This is a genomic window from Terrabacter sp. NPDC080008, assembly GCF_040702505.1.
Classification (GTDB): domain Bacteria; phylum Actinomycetota; class Actinomycetes; order Actinomycetales; family Dermatophilaceae; genus Terrabacter.
This window is the reverse complement of sequence record NZ_JBFBLC010000005.1, coordinates 166,358-182,645: the sequence shown is the minus strand read 5'-3', so window position 1 is coordinate 182,645 and position 16,288 is coordinate 166,358. Positions and strand designations below refer to the sequence as shown.

At 72.9% G+C, this 16,288-nt stretch carries 18 protein-coding genes; 3 read left to right on the top strand and 15 right to left on the bottom strand.

Annotated elements, in window-relative coordinates:
- Window positions 1–6: 6 nt before the first annotated feature.
- From AB0316_RS15450 to AB0316_RS15435, 4 genes are all read right to left on the bottom strand, one after another.
- On the bottom strand, window positions 7–1,128 hold the full coding sequence (locus AB0316_RS15450; protein WP_366273923.1) for a GuaB3 family IMP dehydrogenase-related protein: 1,122 nt from the start codon (window positions 1,126–1,128) through the stop codon (window positions 7–9).
- A gap of 95 nt (window positions 1,129–1,223) precedes the next feature.
- Window positions 1,224–2,741 carry an IMP dehydrogenase gene (gene guaB, locus AB0316_RS15445; RefSeq protein WP_366273922.1) on the bottom strand — a complete coding sequence of 506 codons (1,518 nt, stop codon included), beginning with the start codon at window positions 2,739–2,741 and terminating at the stop codon, window positions 1,224–1,226.
- 148 nt (window positions 2,742–2,889) lie between these two features.
- Window positions 2,890–4,029, bottom strand: coding sequence for a hypothetical protein (locus AB0316_RS15440; RefSeq protein ID WP_366273921.1), 1,140 nt, complete (start codon window positions 4,027–4,029; stop codon window positions 2,890–2,892).
- Complete coding sequence (locus AB0316_RS15435) at window positions 4,026–4,592, bottom strand: sigma-70 family RNA polymerase sigma factor (protein WP_366273920.1); 567 nt, start codon at window positions 4,590–4,592, stop codon at window positions 4,026–4,028. The genes AB0316_RS15440 and AB0316_RS15435 overlap by 4 nt, the downstream gene beginning before the upstream one ends.
- A 386-nt stretch (window positions 4,593–4,978) precedes the next feature.
- On the opposite strand from AB0316_RS15435, the gene AB0316_RS15430 reads away from it, so the two are divergent.
- Complete coding sequence (locus AB0316_RS15430) at window positions 4,979–5,266, top strand: WhiB family transcriptional regulator (RefSeq protein ID WP_366273919.1); 288 nt, start codon at window positions 4,979–4,981, stop codon at window positions 5,264–5,266.
- A 171-nt stretch (window positions 5,267–5,437) separates the two neighbouring features.
- Here AB0316_RS15430 and groL read toward each other — a convergent pair whose 3' ends face one another.
- Complete coding sequence (gene groL, locus AB0316_RS15425; RefSeq protein WP_366273918.1) at window positions 5,438–7,051, bottom strand: chaperonin GroEL; 1,614 nt, start codon at window positions 7,049–7,051, stop codon at window positions 5,438–5,440.
- Window positions 7,052–7,162: 111 nt separating this feature from the next.
- Window positions 7,163–7,459 (bottom strand): co-chaperone GroES, encoded by a 297-nt coding sequence (gene groES, locus AB0316_RS15420; RefSeq protein WP_142183099.1) that lies wholly within the window; start codon window positions 7,457–7,459, stop codon window positions 7,163–7,165.
- Between the two features lie 208 nt (window positions 7,460–7,667).
- On the opposite strand from groES, the gene AB0316_RS15415 reads away from it, so the two are divergent.
- Entirely contained in the window at window positions 7,668–8,909 is a 1,242-nt protein-coding gene (locus tag AB0316_RS15415) for a class I SAM-dependent methyltransferase (protein ID WP_366273917.1), read from the top strand.
- 165 nt (window positions 8,910–9,074) lie between these two features.
- Here AB0316_RS15415 and AB0316_RS15410 read toward each other — a convergent pair whose 3' ends face one another.
- Genes AB0316_RS15410 through AB0316_RS15390 form a run of 5 tightly spaced genes read right to left on the bottom strand, consistent with a single transcriptional unit; the run spans window position 9,075 to window position 12,121 of the window.
- A complete protein-coding gene (locus AB0316_RS15410; RefSeq protein ID WP_366273916.1) occupies window positions 9,075–9,563 on the bottom strand; it encodes an SRPBCC family protein in 489 nt (162 codons plus the stop codon).
- Entirely contained in the window at window positions 9,556–9,888 is a 333-nt protein-coding gene (locus AB0316_RS15405; protein ID WP_366273915.1) for a metalloregulator ArsR/SmtB family transcription factor, read from the bottom strand. The genes AB0316_RS15410 and AB0316_RS15405 overlap by 8 nt, the downstream gene beginning before the upstream one ends.
- Before the next feature lie 48 nt (window positions 9,889–9,936).
- Window positions 9,937–10,761 carry a PfkB family carbohydrate kinase gene (locus AB0316_RS15400; protein ID WP_366273914.1) on the bottom strand — a complete coding sequence of 275 codons (825 nt, stop codon included), beginning with the start codon at window positions 10,759–10,761 and terminating at the stop codon, window positions 9,937–9,939.
- A complete protein-coding gene (locus tag AB0316_RS15395) occupies window positions 10,761–11,750 on the bottom strand; it encodes a nucleoside hydrolase (RefSeq protein WP_366273913.1) in 990 nt (329 codons plus the stop codon). The genes AB0316_RS15400 and AB0316_RS15395 overlap by 1 nt, the downstream gene beginning before the upstream one ends.
- The gene (locus AB0316_RS15390) at window positions 11,747–12,121 is read right to left on the bottom strand and encodes a hypothetical protein (RefSeq protein WP_366273912.1); all 375 of its coding nucleotides are present in this window, start codon (window positions 12,119–12,121) and stop codon (window positions 11,747–11,749) included. The genes AB0316_RS15395 and AB0316_RS15390 overlap by 4 nt, the downstream gene beginning before the upstream one ends.
- Between AB0316_RS15390 and AB0316_RS15385 the strand changes: the two genes are divergently transcribed.
- Window positions 12,120–13,145 (top strand): glycoside hydrolase family 3 N-terminal domain-containing protein, encoded by a 1,026-nt coding sequence (locus tag AB0316_RS15385; protein WP_366273911.1) that lies wholly within the window; start codon window positions 12,120–12,122, stop codon window positions 13,143–13,145. The two genes, AB0316_RS15390 and AB0316_RS15385, sit on opposite strands and share 2 nt — an antisense overlap.
- A gap of 297 nt (window positions 13,146–13,442) precedes the next feature.
- Here the strand turns inward: AB0316_RS15385 and tsaD are convergent, their stop codons facing one another.
- The 4 genes from tsaD to tsaE form a co-directional block, all read right to left on the bottom strand.
- Entirely contained in the window at window positions 13,443–14,489 is a 1,047-nt protein-coding gene (gene tsaD, locus AB0316_RS15380; protein WP_366273910.1) for a tRNA (adenosine(37)-N6)-threonylcarbamoyltransferase complex transferase subunit TsaD, read from the bottom strand.
- A complete protein-coding gene (rimI, locus tag AB0316_RS15375; protein ID WP_366273909.1) occupies window positions 14,486–14,983 on the bottom strand; it encodes a ribosomal protein S18-alanine N-acetyltransferase in 498 nt (165 codons plus the stop codon). Before rimI ends, tsaD begins: the two co-directional genes overlap by 4 nt.
- A complete protein-coding gene (tsaB, locus tag AB0316_RS15370; protein ID WP_366273908.1) occupies window positions 14,980–15,693 on the bottom strand; it encodes a tRNA (adenosine(37)-N6)-threonylcarbamoyltransferase complex dimerization subunit type 1 TsaB in 714 nt (237 codons plus the stop codon). Before tsaB ends, rimI begins: the two co-directional genes overlap by 4 nt.
- Before the next feature lie 129 nt (window positions 15,694–15,822).
- Window positions 15,823–16,287, bottom strand: a complete 465-nt coding sequence (gene tsaE / locus AB0316_RS15365; protein ID WP_366273907.1) for a tRNA (adenosine(37)-N6)-threonylcarbamoyltransferase complex ATPase subunit type 1 TsaE — start codon at window positions 16,285–16,287, stop codon at window positions 15,823–15,825.
- Between the last annotated feature and the right edge of the window lies 1 nt (window position 16,288).

The window sequence follows — 16,288 nt, the reverse complement described above, 5'->3', positions numbered from 1 at the left end:
GGCCCCTCAGTTGCCGAGGTAGGGAGAGACGACGACCTCGACCCGCTGGAACTCCTTGACGTCGGAGTAGCCGGTGGTCGCCATCGCCCGGCGCAGGGCGCCGATGACGTTGGTCGTGCCGTCGGCGTGCCGGCCCGGCCCGAAGAGGATCTCCTCGATGGAGGCCTGGGCGCCGATGGCGATCCGCTCACCGCGCGGGAGCTCGGCGTGGTGGGCCTCGGGGCCCCAGTGGTAGCCGCCGCCGGGGGCGTCGGTCGCGCGGGCCAGGGCCGCACCGAGCATGACCGCGTCGGCGCCGCAGGCGACGGCCTTGACGATGTCGCCGGACGTGCCGACGCCGCCGTCGGCGATGACGTGCACGTAGCGGCCGCCGGACTCGTCGAGGTAGTCACGTCGCGCTGCCGCGACGTCGGCGACGGCCGAGGCCATCGGGGCGTGAATGCCCAGGGCCGTACGCGTCGTGTGGGCCGCGCCGCCGCCGAAGCCGACGAGGACGCCCGCCGCGCCGGTGCGCATCAGGTGCAGGGCCGCGGTGTAGGTCGCCGCGCCACCGACGATGACCGGCACGTCGAGCTCGTAGATGAAGCGCTTGAGGTTGAGCGGCTCGGCGCGGCCCGAGACGTGCTCGGCCGAGACGGTGGTGCCGCGGATGACGAAGAGGTCGACGCCGGCCTCGACGACGGTCTTCCAGTGCTGCTGGGTGCGCTGCGGCGACAGGGCTCCGGCCACCGTGACCCCAGCCTCGCGCAGCTGGCGCAGGCGCTCGGTGATGAGCTCGGGCTTGATCGGCTCGGCGTAGATCTGCTGCATCCGCTCCGTGGCGGCGCCCGGCTCGATCTCGGCGATCTCACGCAGCTGGGCGGTCGGGTCCTCGTAACGGGTCCACAGGCCCTCGAGGTCGAGCACCGGCAGCGCGCCGAGCTTGCCCAGGGTAATGGCGGTCTCGGGCGAGACAACCGAGTCCATCGGGGCGGCCATGACCGGGATGTCGAAGTGGTACGCGTCGATCTGCCAGGAGACCGAGACCTCCTCGGGATCGCGCGTGCGCCGCGAGGGCACGACGGCGATGTCGTCGAAGGAGTAGGCGCGCCGTCCGCGCTTGCCACGGCCAATCTCGATCTCGGTCACCGGCCCAGCCTATCGACCCGGCGACACGCGGACGTATGCCGTCCCGCGGGCCTCGCGGGACGGCATACGTTCTCGGGTGGCGTGGCTCGTGGGCCTCAGCCGACGGTGTAGTTGGGGGCCTCGACGATGCCCTGGATGTCGTGCGGGTGGCTCTCCTTGAGGGAGGCCGAGGTAATGCGCACGAACTGGCCCTTGTCCTGCAGCTCCGGGATGGAACGGGCGCCGACGTAGAACATCGACTGGCGCAGGCCGCCGAGCATCTGGTGGGCGACGGCCGACAGCGGCCCGCGGTAGGCCACCCGGCCCTCGATGCCCTCCGGCACGATCATGTCGTCGGACTCGACCTCGGCCTGGAAGTAGCGGTCCTTGGAGTACGACTTCTTGCCGCGGCTGCTCATCGCCCCGAGCGAGCCCATGCCGCGGTAGCTCTTGAACTGCTTGCCGGCGACGAAGATGAGGTCGCCCGGGCTCTCCTCGCAGCCGGCGAGCAGTGAGCCGACCATGACGGAATCGGCGCCGGCGACGATGGCCTTGGCGATGTCGCCGGAGTACTGCAGGCCACCGTCGGCGATGACCGGCACCCCGGCCGGCTTGCAGGCCTGCGCGGCCGCGTGCACGGCCGTGATCTGCGGCGCCCCGACGCCCGTGACGATGCGCGTCGTGCAGATGGAGCCGGGACCGACCCCGACCTTGACGGCGTCGGCGCCGGCGTCCACGAAGGCCTGAGCGCCCTCGCGGGTGGCGACGTTGCCGCCGATGACCTGCACGTGCCGGGTCGCCGGGTCGTTCTTGAGCCGCTGGACCATCTCGATGAGCAGGCGCACGTGGCCGTGGGCCGTGTCGGCGACGAGGACGTCGACGCCGGCCTCGATGAGGGTGGTGGCCCGCTCCCAGGAGTCGCCGAAGTAGCCGATGGCCGCGCCCACCATGAGGCGGCCGTCGGCGTCGTTGCTCGCATCGGGGAACTGCTCGCCCTTGACGAAGTCCTTGACCGTGATGAGGCCGGCCAGGTGGCCCTCGGCGTCGACGATCGGCAGGCGCTCGCGCTTGTGCTGGCGCAGCAGGGCCGCGGCGTCATCGCGGCTGATGCCGACGGGGCCGGTGATGAGCGGCATCGGCGTCATGACGTCGCGGACGAGGGTGGTCGCCCACTCCGCCACCGGGGTGAACCGCAGGTCGCGGTTGGTCACCATGCCGATGAGCTTCTTGTCGTCGCCGATGACCGGGAGGCCCGAGACGCGGTACTCACCGCAGATGGCGTCGAGCTCCTCGAGGGTGCGGTCGGGGCCGATGGTGATCGGGTTGGAGATCATCCCGGTCTGGGTCCGCTTGACGAGGTCGACCTGGTAGGCCTGGTCCTGGATCGAGAGGTTGCGGTGCAGCACGCCGAGGCCGCCCTGGCGGGCCATCGCGATCGCCATGCGGGCCTCGGTGACGGTGTCCATGGCCGCGGAGATGAGCGGAGAGCGGATCGACAGCTCGCGCGTCAGGCGCGTGGTGGTGTCGATGTCGCTCGGGGCGAGGTCGCTGTAGCCAGGCAGGAGCAGCACGTCGTCGTAGGTCAGGCCCATCTGGGCGAAAGCAGCGGGCACGTCAGACGATCCGAGGCTCATTGCGCGATTCTACGGGCTCGCGGGAGTGCCTCCGAAACGGCCCGGAGCGGCCGGGGCCGCTCGGGTGAGCTGCTCGGACGGCCTGGTCTGGGCAGCTGCTCGGCTCAGCCGTGCGTCGGCGCCGACGAGGCAGCCGCACCGGCCGTCTTCACCGGTCACCGGCCGTCTTCACCGGCTGGGTGGGCTTGATCGGCTTGGTCGGCTTCGAGGGCGTGGCTGGGGTCGCCGGAGTGGCCGGGGTGGCCGGAGCCGCGGGAACGGCTGCCGTGGCGGGCTGGGCCGGAGTGGCGGGAGTCGCCGGCTGGCCAGGCTTCGGCGCGGCCTGTGGCGCGACGAGCGAGGGCCGGCCCGGCGTGCTCGCCGCACTCGAGCCCGTCGTGTGCCCGGCCGAGCTGGCGTTGGCGGTCTTGGGGCCCTTGCCGCTCGTGGCGCCCGAGCCGCCCTTCGTGCCCGTGGGACCTTTCGTGCCGGTGGCACCCGTGCTTCCACCGGTGTGCTGGCCACCGGTTGCAGGCGCCTCGGGAGTGGCCCCGCCAGGCGTCCCGCTGGATGGCGCGGCGGGCAGTCCGGAGCCGTGACCCTGCCCACCGATGCCGTGGGCCTCACCGGCCTGCGCTTGACCCGACTGCGCCTCGCCCGAGTGCGCCTGGCCCGCCCCTGCTTCGCCGGACAGCGAGTGCCCGGAATCGCCGGCCCCGGCGACGTCGCCGCCCTCGCCGGCCTGGTCACCGCCGGACGGGTCCACCGCGCCGTCGAACAGCCCGTCGGCGGGAGCGGTGCCTCGCAGGATCCGCAGAGCGGTCGTCTCTGCCGCCACGGCGTCGTCGATGGCTGCGGGGCCGCCCGGGTCGGCGGCCGGGACAAGGGCGAACGTGCCGTCGGCACGACGGGCCAGGACGAGGCCCTTGGCTGCGGTGCTCGCGGTGGTGTGCGGCAGGCCCAGCCGGGAGAGCAGCGCGCTCGGGGCGTCGCTGTGGGCCGCGGCGTCCATCTCCTTGACGATGCGGGCCCGTTCGGCCTTGTCGTTAGCGTGCTGCGGCAGCGTGACGGCAGCGGCCACACCCGCGCCGGAGGTCGCGACCACGAGAGCGGCGAAGGGTCCGAGGTAGCGGTGCCTGCGCGAGGTCCGGCGCCTGCCGCGGGCGGCGGCCAGCGGCGCGTCGGCGTGCTCGGCGACGGCAGCGAGCAGCGCCGCGACCGGCTCGGGACCGGCGTCCGCCCGGGCGGCGAGCCGGTCCAGCAGCAGGTCGTCGGCGACGAGGTCGCTCATCGGAATGAGGCGGCTCATGCGACGTCCCCCTTCTCGGCATGGGCGATCAGGGTCCGGAGCTTGCCGAGGGCGCGGTGCTGCGCCACGCGTACGGCCCCGGGCGACATCCCGAGCGCGGCTGCCGTCTCCTCTGCCGACATGCCGACGGCGACGCGGAGCGTGAGGATCTCGCGCTGCTGCGCCGGCAGCTGCTGCATCAGGTTCAGGGCGGTGGCGGCGTCGTCGCGGGTCACCGCGACGGCTTCGGGCGACGGCGCATCGTCGGGGCCGTCGGGGACGTCCGGCATGAGGGCCGGCGCCCGCATGGCCGCGCGCTGGGCGTCGACGAGCTTGCGGGAGATGATCGTGTAGACGAAGGCCTCGAAGGGCAGGCCGCGCTCCTGGTAGGTCGGCAGTGCTGCCATGACGGCCATGCACACCTCCTGGGCGACGTCCTGGGCAGTGTCCTCGGCGCCGAAGCGACCGAGCCGGACGCGGGAGTACCTCACGGCCATGTCCCTGACCCGGGCCAGCAAGACGTCACGAGAGAGCGGGTCGCGCCCGGCGAGCGCGGCGAGCTCCCGCAGTGACGGAGCGTCCATCCGCTCCATCGCACCGACGGCGCCCGGCGTTACGCCGGTCCGCGTCGACCACCCGAGACCCATCAGAGTCCTCGTCCCCCGAACTTGTCGTCTTCCGGCGAGCCATGGCCTCGCCGCCTTCGGTGCTCACTCGGGCGAACCCGCTCGGAGTGGAGCCCCATGCTAGTGCCGGTGGGCGTCCCCTCGGAGGGGCACATCTCGCCCGAAACACCCTCTGGGGAGAGCATGCCATCGAGATGGCATTTCTTGAACAAGTCCTTAAGAATCCTTCCTTTATCCGTGGTCACGAGCCCGGTTAGCGTCGGACCCGCGGCCCGCACCCCCTTTCTGCACCCGAGCTGGCCGGAGGACACGCGGGCTCACCCGCCCCACGGAGAGACGAGTACATGGCCGAGATCACCCGCCTTCCCGGACCGGTAGCCGACCTGTGGGACTGGCAGCTGGACGGCGCCTGCCGCGGCGTCAGCCCCGAGGTCTTCTTCCACCCCGAGGGCGAGCGCGGCCCGCGCCGGCGCAACCGCGACGCCCAGGCCAAGGCGGTCTGCGCCTCCTGCCCCGTCGTGACGCAGTGCCGTTCGCACGCGCTCGAGGTCCGTGAGCCGTACGGCGTGTGGGGCGGCCTGACCGAGGGTGAGCGCGAGCTGCTCTACGACGTCATCCAGGAGGCCTCCTGATCGTCTGACGTGGTCGGCCCCACTCCATGGGGGCCGTCGGCGACAGCCGGCCTGCACAGCCGCGACACGCCACGGCCGCGCGAGGGCAGGACGAACGAGGGCCGCTCCCCGCATTGGGGAGCGGCCCTCGTCGTGCCTCAGGCGTCTGACGCCAGGACGGAGCTGGGCAGGTCAGTGACCGTGCCCGTGGCCGTGGCCACCGGCCTCGACCTCCTCCTCCGGCTTGTCGACGACGAGCGTGTCGGTCGTCAGGATCATCGAGGCGATCGACTCGGCGTTGCGCAGGGCCGAGCGGGTCACCTTGACCGGGTCGATGACACCGGCGCCGATGAGGTCGCCGTACTCGCCGGTCGCGGCGTTGAGGCCCTGGCCCAGCTCGAGCTCGGCGACCTTCGAGGTGACGACGTAGCCCTGCAGGCCGGCGTTCTCGGCGATCCAGCGCAGCGGCTCGGCGACGGCCTTGCGGACGATGGCCGCACCGGTCGCCTCGTCACCCGAGAGCTCGAGGGCGTCGATGGCGGTGGCCGCGTGGATGAGGGCGGTGCCGCCACCGGCGACGATGCCCTCCTCGATCGCGGCACGCGTCGCGGAGATCGCGTCCTCGATGCGGTGCTTCTTCTCCTTGAGCTCCACCTCGGTGTGTGCGCCGACCTTGATGACGCAGACGCCACCGGCGAGCTTGGCGAGGCGCTCCTGGAGCTTCTCGCGGTCCCAGTCGGAGTCGGTGCGCTCGATCTCGGCCTTGATCTGGTGGACGCGGCCGGAGACCTCGCCCTCCTCGCCGGCACCGTCGATGATCGTCGTGTTGTCCTTGGTCAGGACGACGCGGCGGGCCTGGCCGAGGACGGTCAGGTCGGCCTGGTCGAGGCTGAGCCCGACCTCGGGAGCGATGACCTGGCCACCGGTGAGGATGGCGATGTCCTGGAGCATGGCCTTGCGGCGGTCGCCGAAGCCGGGGGCCTTGACGGCGGCAACGTTGAACGTGCCACGGATCTTGTTGACGACGAGCGTCGAGAGGGCCTCGCCGTCGACGTCCTCGGCGATGATGAGCAGCGGCTTGCCGGACTGCACGACCTTCTCGAGGACCGGGAGCACCTCGGCGACCGAGGAGATCTTGCCCTGGTTGATGAGCACGTAGGCGTCCTCGAGGACGGTCTCCATGCGCTCGGTGTCGGTGACGAAGTAGGCCGAGAGGTAGCCCTTGTCGAACTGCATGCCCTCGGTGAACTCGAGCTCGGTGGCGGTCGTCGAGGACTCCTCGACCGTGATGACGCCGTCCTTGCCGACCTTGTCGAAGGCCTCGCCGATGAGGCCGCCGAGGGTGGCGTCCTGGGCGGAGAGGGTCGCGACCGAGGCGACCTCGTCCTTGCCGTCGACCTCGCGGGCGTTCTCGAGCAGGCGGTCGTTGACCGCGGTGACGGCCTTGTCCATGCCGCGCTTGAGGGCGGCCGGGGCGGCACCCGCGGCGACGTTGCGCAGGCCCTCCTTGACCATGGCCTGGGCGAGGACGGTCGCGGTCGTCGTGCCGTCACCGGCGACGTCGTTGGTCTTGGTCGCGACCTCCTTGGCGAGCTGCGCGCCGAGGTTCTCGTAGGGGTCCTCGAGCTCGATCTCGCGGGCGATGGTGACACCGTCGTTGGTGATCGTGGGAGCGCCCCACTTCTTGTCGATGACGACGTTGCGGCCCTTCGGGCCGAGCGTCACCTTGACGGCGTTGGCGAGCGCGTCGACGCCGCGCTCGAGCGACTTGCGGGCGGAGTCGTCGAACTCCAGCTGCTTGGCCATGGTGTTCCTTTGGCTCGGGTTGCTTGGGTTGCGGTGCTTGGGGGAAACGAGACGCACCCCGGGGAGACCCCAGCGGGGCTCACCGGGGTGCGGTCACGGCATACGGCTGGGTCAGCCGACGATCGCGAGGACGTCGCGCGCGGAGAGGATCAGGAACTCCTCACCGCCGTGCTTGACCTCGGTGCCGCCGTACTTGCTGAAGATGACCTTGTCGCCGACCTTGACGTCGAGCGGGACGCGCTCGGTGCCGTTGTCGCTGAAGCGGCCGGGGCCCACGGCGACGACCTCGCCCTCCTGGGGCTTCTCCTTGGCCGTGTCCGGGATGACGAGGCCCGAGGCAGTGGTCTGCTCGGCCTCGAGGGACTTGACGACGATGCGGTCTTCGAGCGGCTTGATGGAAACCGACACGGTGGTGACCTTCCCTTCGGGACAGTCGGAAAACTGACGACGGACTGTGGGCTCTTCGAGGCTGGCCGCCGTCGCGGGGGTCGACCTCCCTCGAGGAGGGCGCTGGCACTTTCGGCTCGAGAGTGCCAACACGGCAAATCTAGGTAGGCGATTAGCACTCGGTCAAGTCGAGTGCCAACACTCGTGGCGGCGCTGGCAGGATGGCGCCATGGACGCCGCGATGGTCGACCGCCTTGCCGCCGGTGAGGGCTGGGCGCTGCTCCAGTCGCTGCCTCCCTATGACGAGGCCGCGTCCCTCTCGCTGCAGGGCCGGCTGCGCGACGCGGGCTTCGACGCCGACCTCGTCGCGGCCGCGATGACGCAGTCCCGGCTGCGCGCCCGGGCCGTCGACAAGTTCGGTGACTTCGCCGCCGGCATGCTCTTCACGCCCGACGGGCTGGAGCAGTCGACGCGCCTGGCGATCGCCGCCCGCCACGCCCACCGGTATGCCGCCGCCGGCGTCCGTGAGGTCCACGACCTCGGGTGCGGGCTGGGCGCCGACGCGATGGCCTTCGCCCGGCTCGACCTGGCCGTGCAGGCCGTCGACGCGGACGACGCGACGGCCCGCATCGCCGCCGTGAACCTGCGCCACTGGCCCACCGCCCACGTCCGTCACGCGCTCGCCGAGGACGTACGCCTCCCCCGGGGTGCCGCCGCCCGCACCGTCGGGGTGTGGCTCGACCCCGCCCGCCGGGTCAGCGGTGTCACCGATGCCCGCGGCCGCACCAAGCGCGTCTTCTCCCTCGATGCGATCTCGCCCTCGTGGTCCCGGGTGCTCGCCTTCGCGGACCAGGTGCCGGCGACCGGCGCGAAGCTCTCCCCCGCCTTCGCGCACGGGTCGGTGCCCCGGGGCGCGGAGGCGCAGTGGACCTCCTGGCACGGCGAGGTGCTCGAGTGCGCCGTCTGGTGGGGGCCGCTCGCGGCGACCTCCGGCCGCACGGCCGCCGTGTGCACCGAGTCGTCGACGTGGGTCGTCACGGAGGGCGACGCCGGCGACGGCGCGCTCGAGCCGGCACTCGGGTCGGTGGCGGAGGTCGGCGAGTGGCTCTACGAGCCGGACCGCGCCGTGATCCGGGCAGGCCTCACGGGTGCGTTGGTCTCGGCGGTCGACGGCGCCGAGCTCGCCTCCGGCGTGGGCTACGTGACCAGCGACCGCGCCGGCGAGGTGCCGTGGGCGCGTCGGTTCCGGGTCCTCGAGGCCATGCCACTGTCGACGAAGCGGCTCGCGCGCTGGCTGCGCGACCAGGGACACGACCGCGTCACCATCAAGAAGCGCGGCGTCACGCTCGACGCGGATGTGCTGAGGCGGCAGCTGAAGATGACCGGACGCGGCAAGGGCGGCTCCGAGGCCACCCTCGTGCTCACTCGCATCGGCGGCAGCCAGGTCGCGCTCGTCGTGAGCCCCGCCTGACCCGATTGCTCCCGCGCCGCTGCGACCGCGGCGCCCGTCGCCGCTCGCGGCGTGGAGCGTCGGCGGGCGGTTCACGGGCGACGTGACCTTCCAGCCCACCTTGCCCGCCGCCGATGCCGCTCCCAAGGACGGACGCCTCGGCGCTCTCCCGTTGCGGGCAGAGTCTCAGGACGTTGCGGCATAGCGTGCGTGCAGGGCGGTCCACGTCTGGTCCCAGTCGGGCAGCGGGACTCCGGACAGGTCGGCCTCGAGGCGGCGGACGTAGGTGTCCCAGCCGGCGGCGTAGCCGGCAGCCTGCGGTGGTGTGAGGCGCTCGTGGCGCAGCACGAGTCTGGCTCCGTCGGCGTCGGGGGTGATCTCGGCGGAGACGAGGGTTGCGGCGTCACCGACCGGCCACTCCCAGACGAGGCGCTTGGGTGGCGAGCAGGTGCGGACGCGGCACTGCGGGGTGTCACTGGCGTCGAAGTGGATGGTGAAGTCGCCTCCCTCGCGCAGGTCGCCGGAGACGGGGGCGAACCAGCGGGCGAGACGGTCGGGGTCGGTGCAGGCCTCCCAGAGGTCCTCCGGCGACGTGGCGTAGTGGCGGTCGAAGACGACGGCCACCTGATCGCCCGCGCGCTCCACCCGGCCCAGCACCTCGGTCAGCTCAGTCATCACTGTCCTTCCCTCGGGCCCGTCGTCCACGGGCGATCTCGGTGTCCAGGGCGTCGAGGCGCTGCGCCCAGAAGCTGCGCACGTCGCGGCACCACTGCTCGACCTCGTCCAGCGCCTCCGGGACGACCCGGTAGATCCGCTGCTGCCCGCGGGCCTCGGCCTCGACCACCCCGGCCTCGCGCAGCACCCGGAGGTGGCGCGAGATGCCCGGCCGCGACACGTCGAAGAGCGCCGCGACCTCGCCGGCCGTCAGCTCCCGCCGAGCCAGGCGCTCGACGATCGCGCGCCGCGTCGGGTCGGTCAGCGCCTCCCAGGTTCCGGTCACCATTCGAGCGTAACCCTCAAGTTACGTAACGTGCAAGGTACACGTCCTTCAGAGCCGGGCATCGGGCTGGGCGCCGACCCAGCGCACGGCAGCCGCACCGGCAGCGTTGGCCGCCACGAGCGCCGACCGGTCGTCGGCCCCGTTGGCGAGCGCCGCTGCGAGGGCACCGCAGAACGCGTCCCCGGCGCCGACCGTGTCGCCGAGGTCGCGCTTGGCCACCGGTATGCCGTCGACGGACTCGATCCCCCACCGCGCGCCCGCTGCTCCGAAGGTCACGAGCAGCGAAGCGGGCATGAGGCCCGAGTCAGCGAGCTGCCGCATCTCCGACTCGTTGACCACGACCGGGTCGCAGACCGCGACGGCGTCCGCCAGCAGCCGGGAGTACGGCGCCATGTTGAGCACGACGCGCGCCCCCGCCCTGTCGGCCGCGAGCACGGCACGGGCGACGACGTCGAGCGGGATCTCCAGCGAGCAGAGCAGCACGTCGCCGGGCCCCAGCCCGACGACCTTCAGCGACGCGTCCTCGACCGACTCATTGGCGCCGGGCACGACGACGATCGTGTTCTCGCCCGCCTCGTCCACCGTGATGTACGCCGTCCCGGTCGGGGCACCGGGGACGCGCGTCACGGCGGTCTCCACACCCGCATCACGGAGCCGGGCCAGGTAGGCGTCGCCGGCCTCGTCCGTCCCGACCGACCCGACCATGACGACGTCGGCACCGGCCCGGCGCGCCGCGAGCGCCTGGTTGCCGCCCTTGCCGCCGGCATACGTCCCGCCCGGCTCGCCGAGCAGCGTCTCGCCCGGCAGCGGGTGGCGCTCCACCAGGGTGACGACGTCGACGTTGAGGGAGCCGAGCACCACGACGCGGCCCATCAGCGCGCCCCCACGCGGCCGAGCAGGGTGTCGGCCCAGAGCGCGGCGTAGCGCGGGCCGTCGACCTCGAGCGCCACCTCGATGCGGACGGGTGCCTCACCGTGCGGGTCGTGGGCCATGTCGCCGCTCCAGTCGCGACGGTCGACGATGGTGCGCCCGCGCGACCACGAGCCGGCGAGCTCGACGCGCAGCGGAAGGGTCTGGGTCCTCAGACCGGCCCGGTCGATGACCGCGCACACCGCGCCCGCGTCCCCGATGGTGGAGGCGTCCCGGCCAAAGCGCTCGTTCTGGAAGGAGAGCAACCGGCCGCCGAGCTCCGCCGGGCCTCGCCCGCCGACCGCGAGCAGCTCGGCGACCACGTCAGCACCCACGACCGGCTCGTAGAAGACGTCGAGGCCGTACATCGTCACGGGGATCCCGAGGTCGGCCGCCGCGTCCAGCGTCACGGCGGCCGCCTCCGGGTCGTGGAAGACGTTGAACTCCGCCGAGGCGGTCGCGTTGCCGACGTCGGCGGCACCCCCCATGAACACGATCTCCGAGATGCCCTGCGCGGCATCGGGATACGTGCGCAGCAGGAGGGCGATGTTCGTCAGGGGTGCAAGGGGCACGAGCGTCACGGGACGCTCGGACTCGGCGGCCTCGCGGCATACGTCCCTCAACAGCTCGACCGCATGTCGCCGGTCGGCGGAGAGGGCCGCAGGCCCCCACCCGAGGTCGGCCATCCCGTCATCGCCGTGCACGTGCCGCGCGTCCACCGGCGCCTCGAGCAGCGGCCGCTCGGCTCCGCGCGCGACCGGCACGTCGGACCGCCCAGCGGTCTCGAGGACCAGCAGGGTGTTGCGCACGACATCGTCGACCGACGCGTTGCCGCCGACGCACGAGACCGCGCGGAAGTCGAGCCCGGGGTGCAGGGAAGCGAGCAGGATGGCGCACGCGTCGTCGACTCCGGTGTCGACGTCGAGCACGACCGGGATCGGTGGTGTCGTCACCGGGGCAACGTACCGGCCCGAACTCCCGGGTGGCACGCGGAGAGCGGCGGCTTCGCGGGATACGCTCGATCGATGCGCCAGAGCCACCGCCGACGCGACCGCACCCCCACCTTCAGCGTGGCCGTCCTGGTCGCCGCGGCGACCTCTCTGGCCGCAGCCTGCAGCTCCAGCCCCACACCGAGCGCCGCTCCGACCGCGTCGACTCCACAACTTTCGAGCACCCAGATGCCCACGAGCCCCGAGACCCCAAGCGCCTCCTCCCCCACCCCGACGGGCTCCGTCACGTCGAGCGGCGCCTCCCCCAGCGCCTCGCCGTCACCGAGCACGCCGGCCGCGCCGGCCTCCTGCGCCCCGACGATCGTCGCCCGCATGAGCCCGAGCGAGCGCGCCGGGCAGCTGCTCATGGTGGGCCTCGGCAGCGACACGAGCCGCACCAGCCTTGACGCGCTCGTGGCCCGCCGTCACCTCGGCGGCGTCATCCTCCTCGGCGGCTGGACCGGCGGCGTCGACTCGGTGCGCGCCACGACGCGCCACCTCGCCGGCCTCGCCTCCGAGGCCGACACCGCCGGGCTCGGGCTGCTCCTCGCCGCGGACCAGGAGGGTGGGGCCGTGCAGCAGCTGCGGGGGCAGGGCTTCAGCCGTATGCCGTCCGCCCGCGTGCAGGACCAGGACTCCCCCGCGACGCTGACCTCCCAGGCGACGCGCTGGGCCACCGAGCTGCGCCAGGCCGGCATCAACGTCAACCTCGCGCCCGTCGCCGACACGGTGCCCACCTCGATCGGTCGCGCCAACGGGCCGATCGGGCAGTACGACCGGCAGTACTCGAGCGACCCCCAGCGGGTGTCCGCGATGGTCGGCGCCTTCCTCGCCGGCATGCGCGCCGGCGGGATGGCCGCCACGGTCAAGCACTTCCCCGGCATCGGTCGGATCACCGGCAACACCGACGTGACGGCTCGTGGGATCACCGACGGCACGACGACAGCCGACGACCCCTACCTCGAGCCCTTCCGCACCGGCATCCAGGACGGGGTGGAGATGGTCATGGTCGGCTCGGCCATCTACAGCCGGATCGACCCCGGCACCAACGCCGTCTTCTCCAAGCGCATCGTCTCCGACCTCCTGCGCGACCAGCTCTCCTACGACGGTGTCGTCATCACCGACGACGTGGGCGCCGCGAAGTCCGTCTCCGCCGCTCCGGTCGGCGAGCGCGCCACCCGCTTCATCGAGGCCGGCGGCGACATCACCCTGACCGCCCGCCCCGACACCGTCCCCGCCATGCACGACGCCATCACCCAGAAAGCCCGATCCAACCCCGCCTTCGCCAAGCAGGTCGAAGCCGCCACCACCCGGGTCGTCGACCTCAAGCTGAGATTGGGCCTCGCCCACTGCCCCTGACCCGCTGTACCAGGAACGACCGACTCCGCCCGCGGAACCGCCGCCTCCCCCACCGAAGCCGCAACCTCCCAGGACGTGATGCGACGCCCCACGGGGGCTGCAGACCGCGCGCGGCCGGGCCCAGAGCAGCCAGGACGAGGGTGGGCGTGAGGGTGAAGGAGGGCGCGCGGGCGCCCGAGCGGCATCGGCAGCCGGCAAGCGGCGTACGCGAGTGAGCGGTGCGCTGGGACGCCGGCTGACGCTCCACGCCGCGAGGGCGGTTGGGCGCCCGACGAAAGCAGCCCGGCGGGCTTGAACCTACGCCTGAACGAGAGTCACCGGCATCGACGAGTCCGTCGGCAGCCCGAGGTCGCTCGGCTCGCGCCCCTTCGCCACCATCTGCGCCCCCAACGCCGCGACCATCGCCCCGTTGTCGGTGCACAGCCCGGGTCGCGGCACACGCAGCGTCACGCCAGCCTTGTCGCACCGCTCCTGAGCGAGCGCGCGCAGGCGGGAGTTGGCGGCGACACCGCCGCCGATGAGCAGGTGCTCGACGTCGTTCTCCTTGCAGGCGAGAAGGGCCTTGCGGGTGAGGACGTCGACGACGGCCTCCTGGAAGCTGGCGGCGACGTCGGCGACGGGGACGTTCTCGCCGGCCCGCTGCCGGGTCTCGACCCACCGGGCGACGGCGGTCTTGAGGCCCGAGAAGGAGAAGTCGAAGCGGTGCCGCTCCATGTCGCGGCCGGTCGTCAGGCCGCGGGGGAAGTCGATGGCGACCCGGTTGCCCTCTCGCGCAGCGCGGTCCACGTGCGGGCCGCCCGGGAACGGCAGGCCGAGGACGCGGGCGACCTTGTCGAACGCCTCGCCGGCCGCGTCGTCCATGGTGGAGCCGAGCGAGCGGACGTCGTTGGTGACGTCGGGCACGAGCAGCAGGGACGAGTGGCCGCCCGAGACGAGCATCGCCATGGTGGGCTCGGGCAGCGGGCCGTGCTCGACGATGTCGACGGCCACGTGCGAGGCGAGGTGGTTGACGCCGTAGATCGGCTTGCCGAGGGCCAGCGCGAGCGCCTTGGCGGACGCGACGCCGACGAGCAGTGCGCCGGCGAGGCCGGGACCGGAGGTCACCGAGATGGCGTCGAGGTCGCGCAGCGCCACGCCGGCGTCACGGCAGGCGCGTTCGATGGTCGGGACCATGGCCTCGAGGTGCGCGCGGCTCGCGACCTCGGGGACGACCCCGCCGAAGCGGGCGTGCTCGTCGACGCTGCTGGCCACGGTGTCGACGAGCAGGGTCTGCCCGCGGACGATGCCGACGCCGGTCTCGTCGCAGGAGGTCTCGATGCCGAGGACGAGGGGCTCGTCGCTCATGCGTCTCCCTTCGTGAGGAGCAGACGCATCACGAGCGCGTCCACGTCCCCGGGTTGGTAGTAGCGGCGGCGGACCGAGATGACCTCGAAGCCGGCCCGCTCGTAGAGGCGGCGGGCGGCGTGGTTGTCGGCGCGCACCTCGAGCAGCACCGCCTCGGCCCTCCGCTCGGTGGCGCGCCGGACGAGCTCCGCGAGGAGCACCCTCCCGACCCCGTTGCCCTGGTGCGTGGGTGCGACGGCGACGGTCATGACGTCGGCCACGTCGCCGGCGACGTCGAGGCCGGCATACCCGGCGATGGCTCCGTCGGTGGCCGTCGCCACGACGTAGTCGCGTCGGGGGCGGCCGGCGAGCTCGGCCCACCACGTCTGCTCCGACCAGGCATCGGAGGCGAAGAGGTGCTGCTCGAGCTCGGCGAGGTGGGCCAGGTCGGTCCACTCGAGGTCGCGCAGCGTCACCTGCTCGACGGCGTGCACGTCCGGCTCCACGACCGTCATCCGAGGGTCGACTTCGCCGCGGCCGGCGCCGGCGAGACGTCGGGCCGGCGCAGGTAGAGCGGCTCCAGGCCGTCGAAGCCGTGTGCCGGGTCGACCTGCTGCAGCTCGCCGTCCGCCGCACACGGGGGCTCGACGAGCCGGCGCACCGCGAGGTCGGCGAGCGCTCCCCCGCTGACGTCGAGCGGCGCGAGCGCATGCGGCAGGGCGTCCGGGTAGAGGAGGGGCCCTCGGCCCGCGGTCGGCAGGGCCCGGAGCTGCTCGTCGAGCTCGGCGGCTCGGGCCACCACAGGGTCCTGGCTGCGCTGGGCCCGCGCGTCGTCGAGGACGTACGCCGCGGCATACACCTCCTTGCGGCGGGCGTCGGTCGCGACGAGCAGGTCGCCGCGGTGACCGCCGAGCCACGCCTCGTGCGCGATGGCGTCGAGGCTGGTCAGGCCGCGGACGGGCACGCCGAGCGCGAAGGCGAAGGTGCGGGCGCTCACGATGCCGACGCGCAGCCCGGTGAACGGGCCGGGGCCGATGCCGACCACGACGTCGGTGACGTCGCCCGGCTCGGCACCGACCTGCCCCAGCGCCCTGCTGATGCCGGGAGCGAGGTGCTCGGCGTGCGCCCGCGCGTCGAGGGTGGTGTCCTCGGCCACGACCGACGTGCCGTCGTGCAGGGCGACGGTGATGGCGGTCGTGGAGGTGTCGATCGCGAGCAGGAGCACGACGGTCAGGCTATCCGAGCGGCCGCCGGCTACCCGAACCCGAGGGTGCCGTATGCCGTACCCCTCGGCGCCCGACGTCACGTCGAGTCCCCCGGCGGGCCGGGTTCCCAACCGGGAGGGGCTGCCGCGTCAGTGGACCGGCGCGACGGCGTCGAGGACGCCGCTCCAGCGGTCGCCCACCCCGACCAGCCGGGCGGTGCGCACGTCGTCGCCGACGATGCTCAGCTCGAGGCGCGAGTCGCTCAGCTGCTCGGCGAGTCCGGCGCCCCACTCGACGACCGTGACGCTCTGGTCGAGGTCGGCGTCGAGGTCGAGGTCGTCGAGCTCGAGGGCCGAGCCGAGGCGGTAGGCGTCGACGTGCACGAGTGCCGGGCCGCCGACGAGCGAGGGGTGCACCCGCGCGATGACGAAGGTCGGCGAGGTGATCGGGCCGCGCACGCCGAGACCCTCGGCGATGCCCTGCGTCAGCGTGGTCTTGCCGGCGCCGAGGTCGCCCGTGAGCACGAGGACGTCACCACCGCGCAGCAGGGCGCCGAGCCGGCGGCCGAAGTCCTGGGTGTCGTCGGCGGTGGCCCACCGGACCTCGCGTTCCACG